Source organism: Acidobacteriaceae bacterium, from assembly GCA_035944135.1.
Lineage (GTDB): Bacteria > Acidobacteriota > Terriglobia > Terriglobales > Acidobacteriaceae > Granulicella.
The window spans coordinates 602,195-621,816 of sequence record DASZBM010000010.1 but is presented as its reverse complement, the minus strand read 5'-3'; the positions used below and the strand labels follow the sequence as shown (position 1 = coordinate 621,816).

Genomic DNA, 19,622 nt, shown 5'->3' with positions numbered 1-19,622 from the left:
TATCCTGCTCTCTGATATGGTGTCGCGGTGAATGCTACCGCAGTCTCTCTGCTCTTTTTGTCGCATCTCTGTTGGGCGCTCAAACTTTCTCTCAGGCAGTGAGGTCGCCGCAGAGTCCAAGTAGCTGGAACTCTCCGTCAGCATTCTCGCGTTCCTCCTCGATGAGCACAGCGCGGTCACGCAGTTTCCGTAATAGCTGGTGCACAACAGGAACCAATCCAACGACCCCGATCAGCAGGAACAGATTCTTCTCGACTTTCAATTCCAGCAGAATCATTCCGAAGATGAACGGCGTCAAAATTCCGAGGTAGAGCGTCAGCACCAGCGGAAGACTCGTCCTTCCAGGATGGCGCGGCTGGCTGAACGGCACGCTGGTCTGCGCGAAGAAAAATGCATCCACCAATACGGCACACAGGCACACGCCAAACACCGTCTGCACCAGCAGTTCTCGACCGCTCAAATGGAGACAAGCGAGAAAGATTACTACTAAAATCACGACCGCGAGTCCGCACGCGAGAGCCCATTTGCTCGCCGCGGCGACGCACCTCGACAAAGATGCGCCGGTAGTCCGGAAGATCCACTTCGCGTGAAGCTGCAGAGGGAACGCGAATGCCATCTTTAGTCCCGCGACCACCCAAAAGACAAGCAACGGCATCACGGCATGCAACCCAAACTCGGACAGACCTGGCTCCGCTACTCCCCCAACTGTCCGGACATGCGTGATACAGGAGATAGCTAGCGCCAGGCCTGCCCCGAAGTAAACAGCCATATATAGGTGATACCGGCTGTTCCGGGTCATTGTTTTTCCGATGAAGTGAAACACAGCGCGCTCTTCAGGGCGCCGAACAATCGCATGGATCGCTGCACGTGTCCAATGCCCGCTTCCTGCTCCTCGATTCACTTGTTCTTCAACTGCCAATCTTCGCATGCGATCCCATGCCACTGGATAAACGACCACCACACCCAGCAGGACAACGCCTAACGCAGTATCCGCGCGGTGAGCCATTGAGTGGGCAAACTCGGGCGCAGATCCTCCGTACTGTATCGCCTGGTACAGACCGAGGAACCAGAACGTCGGAAACCATCGCATCCTTTGTCCACCATCAGCCAGTAGTCCCGGCATCGAATCTCCGAATCGCGCGTAGTGGATCACCAACAAACCGAGAGTGGTTACAGTGAGCATCCGAAATATGAGCGAAATGCCGCGGAACAGCCTCGCGGGAACGACCGAAACCAACACGCGGCCTAGCAACATCACAGCGAGCACCCCGAAAATGCCCGCTGATAACGTCGCCGTGGCCTGAGCCGCAAACTGCCTTCCGATGTTCGTCTTCGTGAGCGCGGGAAGCATCAGGAGCCCGAACAGGTTAGCTGCGCCAAGAAAGAGGCCAAGGAACATTACGAGGGCCGCGGCCTTCGTTGCCGGCATCTGCCATCTCCGCAGAGGCAGAGGAGTCAGCACAAGGAAGTCCAAATGATCGGGAAAGAGCATCTCCCACTCAAAGATCGCGACGCCAGCCATCGCGACGAACGAGAACATCACGAAGAAGTACTCATCCTCAATCCTCCCCCAGTGTGTGCGCTGCGGATACTGATTCTGCAGCCAGAAAGCGAACATCAAACCCGGCGCGGCTACTACCGCCAATGCGCGCACCACAGTCGTGACCATATCGTCGCCACTCTGCACGACATCGTTCTCGAAAAGGCGACGGAAGAAGTGCAGTGTCAGCTCGCGCATCGTTCTTTCACGCATGGCGCACCTTCATCACCTCAACGACCTGCTGCGCCGTTTGTTCCGTCTCCGTCTGCTGTACAAGCTGCGCGAACACACTCTCCAGGGTCGAGAGTTCCATCAGCTTTGTAAGTTCCGCCGGGGCAGCATCTGCAACAATGCGCCCTTTGCTCAATACGATCACGCGATCGCACACGCGCTCGACGACCTCAAGGACGTGCGAGATGTACAAGACCGCCTTTCCTTCTCGCGAGAGCAGTAACAGCAAGTCCTTGAAGAGCCGCGCCGAGATTGCGTCAAGGCCAGACAATGGTTCATCAAACACGATCAGCTTCGGATCGTGCAGAATCGCAGCCGCAATCAACACTCGCTGTTTCATTCCCTTCGAGTAGCTCGACATCGGAGAGAACTCTGCGCCACGCAATCCGAGCAGGCTGAGTAGATCTCGCGCTTTTCGCTCAATCAAAGCTTCCGGCAGGCTCCGCAACCGCCCGACGAGTTGCAGGTACTCGAGCCCGGAAAGATGCGTGTAGACCTGCGCCTCCTCCGGTACATATCCCAACTGCGCGCGATACGCGGCGATATTGTCGCGGATGTCTCGTCCTTCGAAGAAGATTTTGCCCTTTGTCGGTTCGATCAAACCAATCACCATCTTCACTGTCGTGGACTTCCCGGATCCATTCGGGCCCAGGTACCCGAGTACCTCACCCTCGCGCAGCGTGAAACTTACATTCTCGACAGCGGGGATGCTGCGGTAGGTCTTCGATACATCCTTGAGTTCAAGCATTCCTGCCCTCCAAAGACTATGTAGCATACTACTTTGTATAGAATACTACATAGTATGAAGCCGCCTCGCCTGTCCCATACCGCCGCTCTCATCCTCAAGGCCCTGAGCCTGGGCTACTGCTTCGGGTTCGACATTATGGAAGCCACAGGTCTTCCCAGCGGGACCGTTTATCCAGCTTTGCGTCGACTGGAACGCGACGACCTCGTAGTCTCGCGTTGGGAGTCCGACGCAGACGCGGCTGCGGCACAGCGCCCCGCCCGCCGCTATCACGAGATCACGCACTCCGGCAAAGCAGCGATTTTAGCGGCGACGGAGCGTTATCCTTTGCTCGCTCGCCTGCTCCCGGAGAAGCACGTATGATCCCAGCGCTACCGTCCCCTCTCACCCGCGCCGACCGTCTCCTTCTCGCAGCGACCCAGTGGCTGGTCCCGAACGCAGACCGGGAGGATTGGCTTCGCTCGTGGCAGGCGGAGCTCTGGCACCGCTCGCACCGACGTTCCGCGCAGGCAGCGCCTGCTTTGTTCTTTGGCGTCCTTCAGGATGCTCTCTGGCTCCGAACAGATACCGTCAGCCGCGCTCTCACCGGCACGCCGTCACTTTGCATCCTGCTGCTCGTCTCCCTGCTTCTGCTCGCAACGATCCCAGCCATCATCGCGGTGGGGAGCCTGCATGCGTTCGCGATCATCGCATTCGCCAATCTCCCTCGTATCGCCGCAGAGTCGTCACTCATCGCCTTCGTCAGCTTTGCGACGGCGGTCACCTCGTTAGAAGAGAACCTCTCTGCTCCGCATCGACTTCGCCTCAAGGCGCGCCTCTTTCTCATCGCCAAGATGGTGCTCATCCTTCTTCTGTCCTGGATGCTCAGTAGTGACTTCACCTGGCCGATTCATTCCTTCCTTCCCTTCACCGCGCTCATCCTGCAGAGCCTTTCATTCGTGCTCTTCAGCCTGCTCGGTTTGCGATGGAGCTCACTCGACAGTGCCCTGCGTTGCCAACACTGTTTGTGCTCACTTGCATCTCCCGCACGCGTAGGCCGCCCATCCTGGAACTTCCTCGAGTTCAATGGCACGGAGCTTGTCTGCAAGCACGGACATGGACACCTCAGCATTCCTGAGATCGAAACCAGTTGGTGCCAATCCAGCGTTTGGATCCCCACCGCCTGAGACCACAGGCGTCATGGGTTCTTCGCGGTCCGATACATTGCCCGATTCCGGCATCGCTGGCAGCATCACATTGCTGACTGAAACGCTTCACTAGAACCGCGCGACGGAGCGCACGGTAGCTCTATCTGAATCAACAGCATCAGCAGTTTCTGACTATCACCCGCACCGCTCATGTACACTGGGGGCCAACTTCACCCCGCCCTTAGCGACGATGGACGCCGCGACCTCAACCCGAGCGGACAAGCTGCTCTCATTAGAAGAGCAGATCGTACGGCTGCAGGCTTTGCTCGAAGCCTCTCGGCAGGTGCACTCAATCGTCTCTGTACACGATGTCTTGGCTCGGACCGCGAAGGTTCTCGTGCGCGAACTGGAGATTCAAGGCGCGGAGTTTCGTTCGCCGCAGACAAGAGATTTATTGGCCAGGTATGGATCGCCGGATCACGATTCGCCCGCTAATGCTCGTTTTCAGCTCGTTGCGCGCGATAACACTGGCTTGGCGGAATTGCTGGTTACGCCAAGTGGCGGCGAAGAACTGTCCATCTACGAAGAAGATTTCATCGAAGGACTGGTCCTGCAAGCCGCTGTGGCACTGGAAAACGCGATGTACCACGAGCGGGACCTGCAATGGGCGCGCGTACAGCAGGACCTTGACGCAGCTCGAAATATTCAACGGTCGCTGCTCCCGAAGTGCATGCCGACGATCCCAGGATTCTCCATCGAGGGTCGCTCGAGCGCGTGCTATGAGGTGGGCGGTGACTACATGGACACAGTCGTTCTGGCCGACGGGACGCACCTTTTCGTGGTCGCCGATGTTGCCGGCAAAGGTCTCGCTTCCGCCATCATTGCAACCGGGTTCCGCTCCGCTTTTCGCTCGCTCGCAAGCCAGCCGTTATCCCTGGCAGAACTGGCCGACCGTCTTGGACAGCAACACTGGGAGGAGGGCGTCGAGGCCCGCCGCCGGTATGTGACCGCAATCTTTCTGCGGCTCCGCCCAGACCTGGACCAGATTGAAGTCGTAAACGCCGGCCACAATCCTGCCTTGATTGCCCTCCCGGATCAAACGGTTTGCAGGATCAATGCGTCCGGAACCCCTCTCGGTATGATTCCCGGGATGAGCTATTCATCCGAAACGCTCCGCTTCCCGCCCGGAGCGCGCCTTCTGCTTTATACCGACGGCCTGACAGAGGTGTTCTGCGGCGACGACGAGTTCGGCTGCGATCGTTTGAGCGATGCCTTCCGCGATGCATCTCAGGACGACGCAGCCGCCAACCTTGGAACGCTCTGGGAGACTCTGAGTTCCTACTCTGCAAGCGCGCCCCAGACAGATGATATGACGGCAATTGCGATCTGCCATCTTCGCCACGGACAGGAGAACACCCTCGCATGAAGAACGGAAGTTCCGTTGAGGTCCGCCTACCCTCAGAGCTCGGGTTCGAGAAGATCGCGATGAGCACTGCGGCTGGAATGGCTGCAATGATGGGGTTTTCAGACGATCGCATAGAAGATCTCAAGACCGCAGTCGCCGAGGCCTGCATCAATGCGATCGAACACGGGAACAGGTTCGATGACCGCTTGGATATCGCAGTCGTCCTGTCCAGCAACAATGACGAGCTCGAGATCAGGGTCATCGATGATGGCAATGGCCTGCGAAGCGCGCCCTCCGCGCCTGATATCGACCGTAAAATGGCCGGCGAAGAAGCAACACGAGGAATGGGGATGTTCCTGATTCAATCCCTGGTCGACGAGGCGGAGTGGCACAAAGGCCCTCCCGGAAAAAGCTTTGTTCGTCTAGTGATCCGACTTGCTAAGGAGAACAGCTAATGCAGACCGGTACCAAAATTGCACGGCGTGACGCTACCGCCGCTTCTGGCGACGATGTTGCGATCCTTGCGTTCACCGGGGACATTGCCTCCACCTCAAAAGAGGCGATCCTGCAGGCCTACCATGGAGCGGGCGCAGTCAAAAAGGTGCTGCTCGACTTCAGCGGGGTTGATTACATCAATTCGTCTGGGATTGCGATCATCATTCAAATGCTTCTGGAGGAGCGTACTGCCGGCCATCGCACGATTGGCATCTTCGGCCTGACACCACACTTCAAGAAGGTGTTCACGATGGTAGGCGTGGCCAAGTACGCCAGCATTTCGCCTGATCAGGCCGCCGCCCTCTCCGCGATGTAACACAAATCAACTCCCGACCTGCCGCCAACCGTTTTTACACGATTGTTATGGTCGTGGAAGGTTTATTTCATTACACTCTGCCGCATATGCCAGACGCGCCAATGAGTTTCGTTCAGAGATCGGGTCGCGAGGATGGCGTCGAAGTTCTATCGCTCTCCGGTCCATTTACGCTCGGAAACATGTTTCAGCTGCAACGGGCCCTCCAGCAGGTGAATGCCCGATATCTGATCTTTGATATCGGCCAGGTTCCCTACATGGATTCGGCGGCACTGGGGCTCTTGGTTCACTCGTTTGTCTCGGCACAAAGAAGCGGCCGAAAAATGGCTGTCGCAGGTGCGGCGCCGCGCATAATGGCGCTCCTGGAGATGACGAAATTGGACAATCTTCTGCCGCTATATCCCACCACCGAAGCAGCTGAAGCAGGGGCTTGACCGAGCAGCTACACTGTTGCGCCTGGCGGCGACTTAGGATTCAAGGTAGACTTCTGCACAATTCTTGAGTCTGTTCAGCAAAGTCGTTGCAGCGCGGGAGCCTCAACCCTCGTGAGCGGCAGTAAGGATGTAGGCCTTGACCGAACCGGAGCTAGATGAGGCACTCGTCCTGCCTTCCACGCTCTCCACAGTGGAGACCGTGGAAGCCAAGGCAAACGAGTACGCAGAAAGGGCTGGGTTCGACGAGGACACAGCCAGTCAACTTGCGATGGTTTCCCGCGAAGCTGCGGTTAATGCCGTGCTCCATGGCAATAAAAAGGATCCCAGCAAACACGTCAACGCACGATTTACCCTAACGGCGGATGCTCTGTCGATTCGGATCGCTGATCAGGGCGGCGGTTTCGATCCCTCGGATGTTCCCGATCCCCTTTCGCCGGAGGGCCTGCTCAGACCGTCGGGAAGAGGCATTTTCCTGATGCGCGCAATCATGGATGAGGTACACTTCCGGCAACTGAGTCCTGGCACAGAGATCACGCTGGTCAAACACAGAAATCGAGATGAGGAGAGCGTTTCATGAGCATGAATATCAAGATTCGGCACGTCAGTGGGGTTACTGTGCTCGACCTGAGCGGGAAGATTACGTTGGGTGAAGGCAGCATCGGCCTGCGCGACGCCGTACGTGATGCTCTGGCGGCAGGTTCAAAAAAGATTCTGCTCAACGTCGCCGATGTGAATTACATCGATAGCGCAGGGCTCGGCGAACTCGTGGGGGCATACACCTCGGTCAAGAATGCCGGCGGCGACCTTAAGCTGATGAACCTCTCCAAGAAGGTCAAGGATCTTTTGGTGATTACCAAGCTCCTGACAATTTTCGACGTGAAGGAAGACGAGAAGGACGCGATCGCCGCATTCGCGTAAGGGACATCCCTCGCAGAAGCATAAAGCCGCCCCCCAAGGCGGCTTTCACTTTTGCGAATCGACTCCAACGTTGGAACTGTGCATGTTGTTGCGCTCAGCGTGGCACAAATTTACCGCTTTTCGATGACGCGTCCCACGCATCTTCGTTACAAAACCTTTCGGCAAAAAAAATCCACCGACCAGCGAACCTTTGTGCTATCACTAGCAGACACAAGAACAACTGGCTGACTCGTCTCTGTCTCCGTCGCGGAGCCATCCCCCCGAGAAGGTTCGTCCAGCTGAATTCACCGATGCTCTGCGGGCTCTTTCCTTTGTGAGTATTTGAGCGCGCGAGAGCAGGTAACGGGAGTTCATATGAAGATTCTTCGCTATATGGTGATGGCTGTCCTTTTCATGGGACTCACTCATGCCGCGCGAGCCTATCAGGTACTGGTTCTCGATCCGTCAACCGCAGATTCGCCGTTCTTTCTGATCCAGCCTGGCGTCCCATTTTCTTTTGGCTTCGCGGACTGTAATGTCTCTTACGGCGGCTTCAGTTACACGGGTTGCGCTCTGGGCTTTAACGATTCGGATCACGTCATAACCAATATCAGTTTGGGTTATGCCAACACTCTCGGCAACCTTCCAGTTCAGTGCTTAAGCGACGCGTTCTCTGACTTCAGTTGTGGCCTGAGTTCCGACGGCACCGAATATGCCTTGAGCTTCGAGGATGCCTGCGGAACAAACTCCTGCGGCATTGCTCCCTACCATTTTGTCGTGCTGCTCGAGAATGCCGTCCCCGGATCTGACTTCCCGGACGTAGACGGGGTCGCAAATTCGCCCGAACCAGGTTCGATCTGGCTGGCGCTGAGCGGCCTCGGTTCAGTCGGCTATCTTGTCAGGCGACGAAGAAAAGTTTGAGCGTCTGACCTCTAACCCACTCGACACTCAAGAAGCCGCACGCCCGCGTGCGGCTTTTTTATTCCCCTCGGAAGCCTGAGCCGTGTAGCATCTGTCATCAGGCAAATCCGCCTCAAGTTGTCTCCAGAAGAGCCGGCACGTTCCTCGCCAGCTTACCCCCGATGGAGAACCGCTTATGTTCCGTGCTGGACTGCTGATCGCAATACTGCTACCCGTCCTGGGCGCTGCGCAGACGTCGGCGCCACGCACACCGTCGGTAGCCGCTGGAGTCGAACAGGTGCGCTTGGGCGACTCGGTGACTCCCTTGGTCGGGCCATGGAAGTTTCATACGGGTGATGACCCTGCCTGGTCTCAGCCAGGCTTCGACGATTCCTCCTGGTCGGAGATGGATATGACACCTCCCACCAATCCCAAACATCCTAGTCAGACCTTCCCCCTTCCAGGCTGGACCGCACGTGGGTATCCGGGCTACACCGGCTATGCATGGTACAGGCTGACCATCGACGTGCAGAGCTCAGGACGCCACTTGGCCGTCAAGATGCCAGACAGTGTCGACGATGCCTACCAGGTGTTCGTCAACGGAACCCAGATCGGGCAATTTGGAAAGTTCAATGGGCGTTCAGTAACTGCATACGCCACGCTCCCACGCGCGTATACGTTACCCAGAGATCTCACAAGCGGAAAGATGACACTCGCCATCCGCCTCTGGATGGACAGCGCTACCCCGTTCAGCAGTCCGGACGCGGGCGGACTGCACGGACCTCCGATGCTCGGCTATTCACGAGATATCGCAGGCGAGATCCGTTTGGACTTCGATGACATCGCCCACTTCGTCGGTAGTGGATTCCTTGAATCGCTGATCCTCATCATGGCTCTGCTGATGGCAGCTGCACTCTACTGGTTAGATCCGCACGAGGAGGCATACTTCTGGCTGGCGCTGGTGTGCCTCGTGACTTTGCTCGGCAACTCGGTCGTTCTGTTGGCCAACTTTACGACTCCGATGGGTCAGACCGAAACCGCGATTATGTCGGACGTACTCGCCACCCCGATCCGCATCGGCCTCTGGGTGATGTTCTGGGCCTACTGGTTCCGGCTGCCTAAATTGCACCGTATCCACGGCATAGCCTGGGCACTTGTTGCTCTGCTATCCATCGGCACCCTGATGCTCCGGCCTCCTCTCTACGGGCAGAAGATTCCCGTACAGGCATCCAGCATTCTGCTTCCCACACTCATGGTCCTCAAACTTGGATTAGGGGTGCTGCTGGTAGTTGTGGCTTACATGGGATTCAAGCGCCGCAAGGCTGAGGGCGGATTGGCGGCCGCGGCCATCATCCTTGCCTTCGTCGCAAACTTCCAGCGTGAACTGCGCCTGATCCATATAGCCCTGAACACTACGGTCTTCGGCTTTAGAGTCTCGCTCGGAACCATCTCAACCATCCTGTCACTGTTGATCATCACCATCATGCTGCTGAGCCGTTTCGTCCGTTCGCAGCGGCTGCAGGAGCAGTGGAGGCTCGAAATCGAGCAGGCACGCAGTATCCAGCACGTTCTTATTCCGGACCAGTTGCCTGCCATCAAAGGCATGCGCATTCGAAGTGAGTACCACCCCGCTCGTGAGGTGGGCGGAGACTTCTTCCAGATACTCCCACTGGACGACCAAGGCTCGGCGCTCATCGTCGTCGGTGATGTTACCGGCAAAGGACTCCAGGCGGGAATGTTGGTCTCTTTGATCGTGGGCGCAATCCGCATGGCTGTGCAGCAAAGCACGGATCCTTCGCAAATCCTTTCCATGCTCAACGAGCAGCTTGCGGAGCGCGAACATGCCAGCGCAACCTGCGAGATTCTGCGCATATCCCCAGAGGGAGCGGTCACTCTCGCGCATGCCGGCCACCCACCGCCCTATCTGAACGCCATTGAAATCCATATGGAGGGTGCGCTTCCCCTCGGCATGATCGCGGGAATCGGCTTCCCCTCACAATCGTTGCAGTTGCAGCCTGGCGACGAATTGACGCTCATCTCCGACGGTGTAGCGGAGGCCCAGGATTCGCATGGGCGGCTCTTCGGCTTTGATCGCGTACAAGAGATGATGAAGCAGCGGGCTACAGCAGATGAAATCGCAACAGCCGCAAAGAAATTCGGGCAGGCCGACGACATCACCGTGCTACAGATTAAGTGGCAGGGGCAGAGTGCCTCAGTGGCTCTCGCCGCCGAGCCCCAACTCGCAGCCCATTGAACGCGGCGCTCTTCGGGCGGATGGCACCAAGGAGGAGGCAATCTCCTGATCGCCTCCTCCTCCAATTGTTTACTTGCGGCCCACTTCCACAATCATGAAAGTCCCAGGCTTCGGCCGAGGACGTCCTGTGGTTGCAGGCTCCAGTTCGGCGGTTGGAAGATAGATACGGTCATTTTCCATATCGATTCCCATCGTTCGCGCTCCGTCCGGCGTCTTCACGACCTGCTCCACATCCCACTTGCCACTCTTCTCAGCGGCCACCGTAAGAGATCCGTCGCGGCAGCTTGCAAAAGCTTCGCCCTTGTAAAATCCCGTCGCATCCACTCCTGCTCCAATCGGAAGAGCAGCCTCTACCGCTCCATTGGTTGTGTTCATTACGATCAGCTTCTGCGGATTCCGGCAGCCGACAAACAGCCGATGCGTCTTGGTGTCGATGGACATACCCACCGGGTGAGAGCCCGGCGCGACAGGCCAACGTGCCAGAACCTTACGCGACTTCAAATCGACAACGGCCACCAGGCCCTTGTCTTCCAGATTCACATACGCCTTGCCCATTCCGTCGGCGGCTAGAAATTCCGGCTTCCCTCCAAGGTCAATCGGCGCATCCAGCTTGCCGCTCTTTGGATCGATATCAGGCCTGAACGTCATCAGTGCGCCTCCGTCACCAGAGACCGCGAGCATCAGGTCCGACTTCGGGTCATAAATGATTCCATCGGCATCAGGCATGGCTGGAATCTGGCCAAGAATGGCGTAGGTTTTCAGATCGAAAATCACAATCGCGCCGCTCCCGCCACCATCTGTAATGAAGCCGCGCCCAAGCTTCGGAACGAGAGCAACACCATGCGAACCCTTCTGCCCGGGCACGTCTCCCAGGACCTTGCCCGTGTCCGCATCAATCGCCAGGGTATGCGTCGTGCGCGTCACAAACAGCCGGTGATTGGGAGCATCGACAGTGACGTAGTCCCAGCCTCCCTCGCCACCAACATGAAATGTCCTGAGCACCTGCCATGACTGGGCCGATACAGCCGGCACAGCAAATGCCAGGAACATGCAGCTCTGCATCAGCAAAGATCGAGACTTTCGCACGGTTCCTTCTCCTTTTTGGTGTGTCCGCACCAGATCGAATGTCCGACCGGATGACTTATCCAAGCTAACCGCCAAAGATTAAGCCTGCCTTAAGCCACGCACATCTCACGGTAGAAGCAATACATCTCAAAGAGCAAACGGGCTCATCCCTGAATCAGAGGAGACCATTGGCGGCTGGTATTCAGCGTTTCTTAAGCAAACTGGCTTTAGACTCAACTTCCATGCGACCTCTTTGCCGCATCTGCTTCTGTGCGCTATTTTGCGGAAGCATTGGCCTCATCTCCGCACAAGTAACGCCGAGCAAGCCGGACGCTCCCATCACTTTGGACGAAGCGATCCGCAGGGCCGAAGCGAACGAGCCGACATTCGCGGCCGCAGCCGCAGAAGGGCGCGCAACCGCGCTGGAGCGGAAAGATGCTCGAGCAGCTCTCCTGCCATCCGCCACGTACCACAATCAATATCTCTTCACTCAGTCGAACGGCTCGCAGGCTGTGACAACGCAGGGCGGCCTGAATGAATCACTACCCGTCTTCATCGCCAACAATGCAGTCCATGAGTACTACAGTCAGGGCATAGCGACGGAGACGATCGGCCTCGCGCAGATCGGAGCCGTAAAGTTGGCCGACGCAAATGCCGCGCGAGCCGAAGCCGAGCTCGAGGTCGCCCGCCGCGGACTCGTGCAAACTGTAGTCGGTCTTTACTACACTAGCGGGGCGGCCAATCAGAAGGTCATCATTGCGCAAGCCGCGCTCGACGAAGCCAACAGTTTTCTCGACATCACGACAAAGCGTGAGAACGCACGTGAAGCGGCGCACGCTGACGTGATAAAAGCCCGGCTCAGCGCCGAACAGCGCGAACGAGAGCTCGATGATGCGAAACTTGCGGCAGCGAAAGCTCGACTGGAGTTAGGCGTTCTTCTGTTTCCTGATCCGTCGACACCCTATTCACTCGAACCGACCGCCACGCCGGCCATGCTTCCGGATCGTCCCACCATTGACGCTGCAGCCAAGGCAAATAATCCAGAGATACGAAGCGCCATGGCTGGGCTGCAGGTGAGCGAGGCCCAGACACTTACCGCGCGAGCCGGGCTTCTGCCGGATCTAACGCTGAACTATACGTACGGTATTGACGCTCCACAATTTGCGAAGCGCGGACCCGACGGAGCTCGCAACCTTGGCTATTCGGCCGGCGCTACGGTCGATATTCCGGTGTGGGATTGGCTCACAACAGAACGCAAGGTCAAGGAAGCCAGGCTGAGATCCGAGGCCGCCAAGGCGACGCTCACGAACGCGCAACGAAAACTCGTTGCAGACCTCGCCGAGTTCTATGACGAAGCCGAGGTCGCTCGCCGTCAATTGGCTTCTCTGGATATCAGCGTCGCCGACGCACGCGAGAGCCTCCGGCTGACAAATCTCCGTTATGTAAATGGCGAAGGAACAGTGTTGGACGTTGTAGATGCTCAGAACACGTTGATATCGGCAGAAAATGCACAGGCCGACGGATTGGTTCGCTACGAGACCGCTTTAGCGCAACTCGAAACCCTGACAGGAAGGCTCTAGCACGGATGCCACGGAGAAATTGCAACTCGATTCGATGGAGAGTCGCCGCTATCACCTTGGCGGTACTGCCCGGAATCCTCGCGGGCTGCAAGAAAGCGACAACTGCGGACGAAGATTCTGACGAAGCCGTTGCCGTTCAGGCGGAGCACCCATCCGTTGGACCAATATCGGAGCAGATCACGGCAGACGCAATCCTCGCTCCTCTCGCCCAGGCCGCCATTGCACCACGGATCAGCGCTCCAATCCGAGCTGAATATGTACAACGCGGCGCGCACGTAAAAAAAGGACAACTTGTCGTTTCGCTTGAAGACCGCGATCTGCAAGGTAGTGCTCTTGATTCGAAGGGCGCAGTGACCTCAGCGCAGGCGGCCTACACCACTGCCACGCGAGCCACAATTCCTGAAGAAGTTCAGAAAGCTCAGTTGGACGTTGATCAGGCGAAGGCGAATCTCGAGGTTGCGACTCGAACGGCAGACGAGCGCAGGAAATTGTTGCAGCAAGGCGCGATAGCAGGACGAGATGTGGACACCGCGATCGCCGCGCAGGTGCAGGCCCAAGCCACATACGACTCTGCAGTGAAGCATCTGCAGAGCGTGCAGGGCACGACCCGCAAAACAGATGAAGAAGCGTCGAGAGGTCAGCTCACTTCCGCTCAAGGTCGATTGATCAACGCCGAAGCCCAGGTTGACTATGCCAATCTGCGCAGCCCGATCAACGGAGTCGTCACGGATCGTCCGCTCTTTCCTGGTGAAACAGCGGCCGCCGGAACGCCGGTAATCACAATCATGGACACCAGCTCCCTCGTCGCCAAGCTTCACATTGCGCAGGCGTCGGCTCAGAAGTTGAAGCTGGGCGGCTCAGCTCAGGTGTACGTCCCCGGCATCGACGACCCGCAGTCCGGTACTGTCTCCCTGATCAGCCCGGCACTCGATCCTGGCTCGACCACTGTCGAAGTCTGGTTGAAACTCCCGAATCCGGACGGACGATACAAAGTCGGCACACCGGTCCACGCCGTCCTGCAAGGGATAACGATACCGAACGCCGTCCAGTTGCCGGCATCCTCGATTCTTCCCTCCGATGATGGAGGAACGAATGTACTCGTCGTAGGCTCGGACCAGACAGCAAAGAAACGCTCCGTCAAGATTGGGCTGCGTACGCCCGACAAAGTCCAGATTCTTGACGGAGTCTCGCCCGCTGATCTCGTAATCACAGAAGGTGGCTACGGCTTGGACGAGGGATCCAAGGTGAAAATCGGCGGAGACAAGGACGACGATAAGGGTTCCGCTTCAGATGACAAGGGAGCGAAGGACTGATGGCCTCCGCTAACCAGGATCAGGTGAGCGCTGCGGAGACATCCGGCAGCACATTCTGGCTTGTACGTTGGCACCGCACGATCTTCTTTGTTGCGCTCGCCCTTACGACTGCCGGAATCTATGGGTTTTTCAAAACGCCCATCGCCGTATTTCCGGAAACCAACTTCCCCCGAGTCGTGATCGGCGTCGACAACGGTGTCATGCCCGTCGAGCAAATGCAGGTCACCATCACTAAGCCGATTGAAGACGCGGTCAACAGCGTGCCCGGTCTCCAAACAGTCCGCTCCACAACCAGTCGAGGATCGGCGGAAGTCAGCCTCTTCTTCGACTGGTCTTCCGACATGTATCAGACCCTGCAGCTTGTAAACGCAGCTATCAGCCGCGTACAGCAATCGCTGCCAGCAACAGCCAAGATCACAACCAACCGGCTCACATTCGCAACCTTTCCGATCCTCGGCTACAGCCTCACCTCGGACACGCTCTCGCAAACTCAGCTCTGGGAGTTGGCAACCTACACGCTGCAGCCTCCGCTAAACCGCGTGAGCGGCGTGAGCACCGTCACCATACAAGGCGGCAAAGTTCCAGAGTTCCACGTCGTTCCCAACATGGCGAAGTTGCAGGCCGCCGGCGTCACAATCCTCGACCTAGCGAACGCCATCGGCACAGCCAACATCATCGATTCGCCTGGCCTGTATGAGGAGAATCACCAGCTCGTACTCGCGCTCGTCGGCGCTCAGGCCCATGACATCGATGACCTGAAACATCTCACCGTCAAGAGCACCAACACAGGAGCGCCCGTCCGCGTCAGTGACGTTGCCGACGTGATTCAAGCTCCCGTTCCGGCTTACACCTTCGTGTCGGCGAACGGCAAGCCGGCCGTTCTCCTTAACATCACACGTCAGCCATCGAGCAATACCGTTGCAGTTGCGGACGGCGTCGCGGCTGAAGTTACACAGCTTCGCACGAAGCTTCCGGCGGGCACCAAACTTGAGCCCTACTACGATCAATCGCAACTTGTACGCGAGAGCATCAAAAGCGTCCGCGACGCAATCCTGATCGGTCTGCTCCTCGCCTGCGTCATCCTCTATCTATTTCTGCGAGACTGGCGATCCTCTCTGATTGCAGGCCTCGTGATCCCGGTCACCGTAGCCGTAACAGTGTTGGCGCTTTGGCTCATGGGTCAAAGTTTCAACTTGATGACCCTGGGCGGCCTGGCTGCCGCTATCGGGCTCGTAATCGACGACGCCATCGTCGTCGTCGAAAACATCGCGCTCCACAGAGAAAGCGGTGAAGGGCGCGTCGAAGCTGTACGAAAGGCACTCCGCGAAATCTCCCGCCCTCTCATCGGGTCCACGATCACGCCCGTCGTCGTTTTCCTTCCGCTGATTGTTGTAACAGGCGTGACCGGCAGCTTCTTTCGAGCGCTCGCTGTCACGATGACCGTCTCTCTGCTCACCTCTCTTCTCTTGGCGGTCACATGGACACCGGGCCTTGCGCTCTCTCTCCTGCGAGTCAAGGCATCCACACCAGAGCAGCATGCACATCCCGCCGGCAGCCCGCACATCGCCGAAAAGGACGAACACGCACATGGCCGTGTCCTCGGCCGCGTCATGCAGTGGCATCACAGCGCACTCGATTGGTCGCTAAGCCGTCCCATCTGGCTTGGAGCTCTCTGTCTGCTGCTGCTCGTTGGCACATTCTTCGCCTATAAAGGGCTCGGCACTGATCTTCTGCCGGAAATGGATGAGGGAGGATTCATCCTCGATTATGTAATGCCTGCTGGCAGCTCTCTCGCCTCAACCGGCGCAGTGCTTGACCACGTTGAAGCCATTCTTCACAACACACCCGAGGTAGAAAGCACCAGCCGCAGGACAGGACTGCAGATGGGACTTGCAGCCGTCACTGAAACCAACACGGGCGACATCACCGTCAAGCTGAAGCAACACCGCAGCCGCGGAATCGATGAAATCATGGCCGACGTCCGCAAGCAGGTCAAGCAGTCCGAACCGCAATTGGACATCGAGCTCACACAGATATTGCAGGACAACATCAACGATCTCTCCAACGCACCCGAGCCGATTCAAATCAAGCTGTTCACGCCTGACGCCGCGCTGCTCAATGAAATCGCTCCTCGTGTCGCGGATGAAATCAAGAAAGTAAACGGGGTCGTCGATGTTGAGAACGGAATCGACAACACCGTCAGCGGACCCGCCACAAACTTCGAAGTCGACTCACAACTCGCCGCAAGAATGGGATTCACGCCGCAGGAAGTCGCTGAAGATGCGACGGCAATTCTCGACGGCGTGGAAGTCTCCACCCCCGTCATCAGCAATGGCAGACCATATGGAGTTCGCGTCCGCCTGGGAGATGAAACGCGTCAGTCGCTCGAGACCATGCGCGACACCGTCTTCAATTCAAGCTCCGGACACACCGCTTCGCTCGGCTCCATGGCGACGATCACCCAGCTTCCGCCACAAAATGAAATCCGTCGCGAAAATCTGCAGAGAGTGGCCGTCGTCACCGGCAACCTGGAAGGAACTGATCTGGGAACCGCCGTGAAGAAGGTTCAGCAGCGCGTTCAGGCAATGCACCTGCCCGCCAACGTGCGCGTCGAGTACGGCGGAACATACCAGGAGCAGCAAAAGTCGTTCGGAGAACTCGCGCGCGTCCTCTTGATGGCGCTCGTGCTGGTGTTCGGCGTTCTCCTGACAGAATTCCGCAACTTCGCTGCGCCAACCGCGATCCTCACATCATCAGTCTTATCCATCGCCGGTGTAGTCGGCGCTCTTCTCGTCACCGGAATCACCTTCAACGTAGCCAGCTTCATGGGCTTGATTATGGTCATCGGCATCGTTGCGAAGAATGGAATCCTTCTTCTTGATGCCGATGAGCGCTATCGCGCCGAAGGCATGAACGCCCGCGAAGCAATGGTGATGGCAGCGCAGCGACGTCTGCGTCCAATCCTGATGACCGCTTTAGCAGCCGTCTCAGGCATGCTGCCGCTCGCACTCGCATTGGGCGCGGGCTCACAGATGTTGCAGCCGCTGGCGATCGCGGTCATCGGCGGACTCGCGATTTCAATGTTGCTCAGCCTTGTGGTGACGCCTGTTGTTTACTTCCTGCTGACCAGGCATCACACTCCGGAGTTTGCAACGCTGCCGGAGCCGGAGCATACGGTTTCTCTGTAAGCAACGCGAACCTCGCCGTCACCGTGGTTCCTTGACCGATTGCGCTCTCAATCTCAATCGAGCCATTGGCGCCTTCGACGATGCTTTTGCAGATCGCCAATCCGAGACCCGAACCTCCGGTCGCTCTGGATCGCGAACGATCTTCACGATAGAACCGATCGAAGACATGCGGCAGGCTCCCGGCTGAGATTCCATCGCCCGCATCTCTTATCTGAAGCACCGCACACTTTTCACCCTCCAGACGAACTGCCAGCGACACTTGGGTTCCGCTGGCGCTGTGTTGGACCGCGTTCATCAGCAGATTGGAAACGAGTATCTCTGCCGCCTCGTCCGAGAGTGACACCCTGACGTTCTTGCCCCTCTCAACTGACAGCTCGATCCCCCGCGCCTCAATCCAGCGCTGCAGCGAGTCGACCGTCTTCTGCACGCTGCGGCCAAGATCGACTCCTTCAGAAACGCTCGCTCCCTGCTCTTCGAATCTCGCCAGTGTCAGCATGCGCCCGACCAACTGCTCCAGGCGTTCGTTGTCCTCCAGAATTCGAACCAGCCCTTCCGAATATTCTTCCGGAGTCCGCGAACGCAGAGCCAGCAGTTGAACCGTCGAGCGCTCAACAGCGACTGCCGTCTTCAGCTCATGCGCAGCATCGCTCAGGAAGCGATGTTGCATGTGCAGAGCAAGCTGCAGTTTTTGAATCGTCTGCGCGAGCGCTTCCGCCAGCGGCCTCAACTCCTTCACCTTCAGAGCCGATTGCGGAGGCCTGAATTCCTTGGAAGGACCCTGTACATCGATCGCTTCCTTCGCGAGTTCCTTGATCGGAGAAATCAGCTTCCGCAACGTCACAATCAGAATCAAGGCCGTCAGGCAGATCAGCACAATGCTCAACGCAATATAGAATCCCGCGGCCTCAATCACCTCGCGCCAAAGGTGATCAGTCGGAGACGCGTAGATGATTGTGACCGGCCTCCGCAAACCAACTCCATGCGTCTCCGCGCGATCGATAATCCGAAGTGCCTCGCGTTGCAGTACACGATAATGACGACGCCCAACGTCCACCGTCCGAATGCCATCACCCTGCCGGCGCAGCAGAACAGCCGGCGCATTCGCAGACGCGCCTACGAGCCGTCCACCCGCGTTGTAGACCGCATAGATGTCGTCCCCTGGCACTCTCAGTTCGGTGGGATCAATCGCTACGTTATCGCCCGGATCTTCCGCATCCTGTATCGCGCCCAACAGCGAGTCCGATCTCCCCTGCAGCATCACATCGAACGCATGAACTCTGCTTCGCCCCTCGTGCCATAGCGAGATGACCGAAAAGGCCAGCGCGCAGATCAGTTCCGCCGCCAGAACCACGGCAATCGCTCGCCCGGTGAGAGAATGGCTTCTCACGGATTCATCTCCAGCGCGCCAAGCCTGTACCCACGTCCCCTCAATGTCTCCAAAGTAAACTCGGGTGTTCGCGCGCGAATCTTTTTGCGCAAGTTGGAGATGTGGGCCTCGATTACATTCGAATGGTGCTCCCACGTGAAGTCATAAAGATGTTCCAGCAGTTCCTGCTTTGAGACGACTGTCTTTGGGCGATGGAGAAGATACTCCAGCACTCGATACTCAGTTGGTGATACCGCGACGCTCTTGCCGTCGACAAGTACAGTTTGCTCGCTGAGATTCACAGCAATCGGCCCAAACTCGATTGTGGTCTGCCGAATCCCCTTGCCCCGCCGCACCAGAGCTCGTGCCCGCGCGATCAGTTCGCCGAGATCGAAGGGTTTGGTGACATAATCATCCGCCCCAAGATTCAGCAGTTCAATCGTGTTTCGAGTCTCGGACATGGCTGTAATCACCAGGACCGGAGTGTTGTCGCCTTTGCTTCGAATCCGGCGCAACACTTCCTGGCCGCGAAGTCCCGGTAGCATCAGGTCCAGCAGAACCAGGTCATAGCTCGCAGCTTCGCACAACAGCAGCGCCTCTCGTCCGTCTCGCGAGATATCGACCGCATAACCCGCGCTCTCGCGCAAAGCTGCGGCGATATTCTCTGACAGCCGGACCTCATCCTCAATCACAAGAACCCGCACAGTACCTTGATTATCCCAATCCCATTTCAAATTTGCGAAACATACCTGGAGATTTGGATTCCGTC

Annotated in this window: 18 protein-coding genes; 13 read left to right on the top strand and 5 right to left on the bottom strand. The window is 57.6% G+C overall.

Annotated elements, in window-relative coordinates; genetic code table 11:
• Positions 1-91: 91 nt before the first annotated feature.
• A complete protein-coding gene (locus VGU25_17170; GenBank protein HEV2578940.1) occupies positions 92-1,753 on the bottom strand; it encodes a hypothetical protein in 1,662 nt (553 codons plus the stop codon).
• Positions 1,746-2,519 (bottom strand): ABC transporter ATP-binding protein, encoded by a 774-nt coding sequence (locus tag VGU25_17165; protein HEV2578939.1) that lies wholly within the window; start codon positions 2,517-2,519, stop codon positions 1,746-1,748. The genes VGU25_17170 and VGU25_17165 overlap by 8 nt, the downstream gene beginning before the upstream one ends.
• A gap of 54 nt (positions 2,520-2,573) precedes the next feature.
• Here VGU25_17165 and VGU25_17160 point away from each other — a divergent pair, with 54 nt between their 5' ends.
• From VGU25_17160 to VGU25_17115, 10 genes are all read left to right on the top strand, one after another.
• Positions 2,574-2,879: a helix-turn-helix transcriptional regulator gene (locus VGU25_17160; GenBank protein HEV2578938.1), complete on the top strand. Its 306-nt coding sequence runs from the start codon at positions 2,574-2,576 to the stop codon at positions 2,877-2,879.
• A complete protein-coding gene (locus VGU25_17155) occupies positions 2,876-3,682 on the top strand; it encodes a hypothetical protein (protein HEV2578937.1) in 807 nt (268 codons plus the stop codon). The genes VGU25_17160 and VGU25_17155 overlap by 4 nt, the downstream gene beginning before the upstream one ends.
• Positions 3,683-4,040: 358 nt before the next feature.
• Positions 4,041-5,069 carry a PP2C family protein-serine/threonine phosphatase gene (locus tag VGU25_17150; GenBank protein ID HEV2578936.1) on the top strand — a complete coding sequence of 343 codons (1,029 nt, stop codon included), beginning with the start codon at positions 4,041-4,043 and terminating at the stop codon, positions 5,067-5,069.
• Between the two features lie 59 nt (positions 5,070-5,128).
• Positions 5,129-5,503, top strand: coding sequence for an ATP-binding protein (locus VGU25_17145; protein ID HEV2578935.1), 375 nt, complete (start codon positions 5,129-5,131; stop codon positions 5,501-5,503).
• Complete coding sequence (locus VGU25_17140; GenBank protein ID HEV2578934.1) at positions 5,503-5,859, top strand: STAS domain-containing protein; 357 nt, start codon at positions 5,503-5,505, stop codon at positions 5,857-5,859. The genes VGU25_17145 and VGU25_17140 overlap by 1 nt, the downstream gene beginning before the upstream one ends.
• A 47-nt stretch (positions 5,860-5,906) precedes the next feature.
• The gene (locus VGU25_17135; protein ID HEV2578933.1) at positions 5,907-6,290 is read left to right on the top strand and encodes an STAS domain-containing protein; all 384 of its coding nucleotides are present in this window, start codon (positions 5,907-5,909) and stop codon (positions 6,288-6,290) included.
• Between the two features lie 136 nt (positions 6,291-6,426).
• Entirely contained in the window at positions 6,427-6,867 is a 441-nt protein-coding gene (locus VGU25_17130; protein HEV2578932.1) for an ATP-binding protein, read from the top strand.
• Positions 6,864-7,208, top strand: a complete 345-nt coding sequence (locus tag VGU25_17125) for an STAS domain-containing protein (GenBank protein ID HEV2578931.1) — start codon at positions 6,864-6,866, stop codon at positions 7,206-7,208. Before VGU25_17130 ends, VGU25_17125 begins: the two co-directional genes overlap by 4 nt.
• Positions 7,209-7,562: 354 nt before the next feature.
• A complete protein-coding gene (locus VGU25_17120; protein ID HEV2578930.1) occupies positions 7,563-8,108 on the top strand; it encodes a PEP-CTERM sorting domain-containing protein in 546 nt (181 codons plus the stop codon).
• 175 nt (positions 8,109-8,283) lie between these two features.
• The gene (locus VGU25_17115; protein HEV2578929.1) at positions 8,284-10,341 is read left to right on the top strand and encodes a SpoIIE family protein phosphatase; all 2,058 of its coding nucleotides are present in this window, start codon (positions 8,284-8,286) and stop codon (positions 10,339-10,341) included.
• A 69-nt stretch (positions 10,342-10,410) separates the two neighbouring features.
• Here the strand turns inward: VGU25_17115 and VGU25_17110 are convergent, their stop codons facing one another.
• On the bottom strand, positions 10,411-11,427 hold the full coding sequence (locus VGU25_17110; protein ID HEV2578928.1) for a hypothetical protein: 1,017 nt from the start codon (positions 11,425-11,427) through the stop codon (positions 10,411-10,413).
• 221 nt (positions 11,428-11,648) lie between these two features.
• On the opposite strand from VGU25_17110, the gene VGU25_17105 reads away from it, so the two are divergent.
• From VGU25_17105 to VGU25_17095, 3 genes are read left to right on the top strand one after another with little or no spacing between them, the layout of a single operon-like run.
• Positions 11,649-12,986 (top strand): TolC family protein, encoded by a 1,338-nt coding sequence (locus VGU25_17105; protein HEV2578927.1) that lies wholly within the window; start codon positions 11,649-11,651, stop codon positions 12,984-12,986.
• A gap of 5 nt (positions 12,987-12,991) precedes the next feature.
• Positions 12,992-14,299 carry an efflux RND transporter periplasmic adaptor subunit gene (locus VGU25_17100; protein ID HEV2578926.1) on the top strand — a complete coding sequence of 436 codons (1,308 nt, stop codon included), beginning with the start codon at positions 12,992-12,994 and terminating at the stop codon, positions 14,297-14,299.
• A complete protein-coding gene (locus VGU25_17095) occupies positions 14,299-17,487 on the top strand; it encodes an efflux RND transporter permease subunit (GenBank protein HEV2578925.1) in 3,189 nt (1,062 codons plus the stop codon). The genes VGU25_17100 and VGU25_17095 overlap by 1 nt, the downstream gene beginning before the upstream one ends.
• Here the strand turns inward: VGU25_17095 and VGU25_17090 are convergent.
• On the bottom strand, positions 17,387-18,874 hold the full coding sequence (locus VGU25_17090) for an ATP-binding protein (protein HEV2578924.1): 1,488 nt from the start codon (positions 18,872-18,874) through the stop codon (positions 17,387-17,389). The two genes, VGU25_17095 and VGU25_17090, sit on opposite strands and share 101 nt — an antisense overlap.
• Positions 18,871-19,557, bottom strand: coding sequence for a response regulator transcription factor (locus tag VGU25_17085; GenBank protein ID HEV2578923.1), 687 nt, complete (start codon positions 19,555-19,557; stop codon positions 18,871-18,873). The genes VGU25_17090 and VGU25_17085 overlap by 4 nt, the downstream gene beginning before the upstream one ends.
• Positions 19,558-19,622 lie beyond the last annotated feature (65 nt).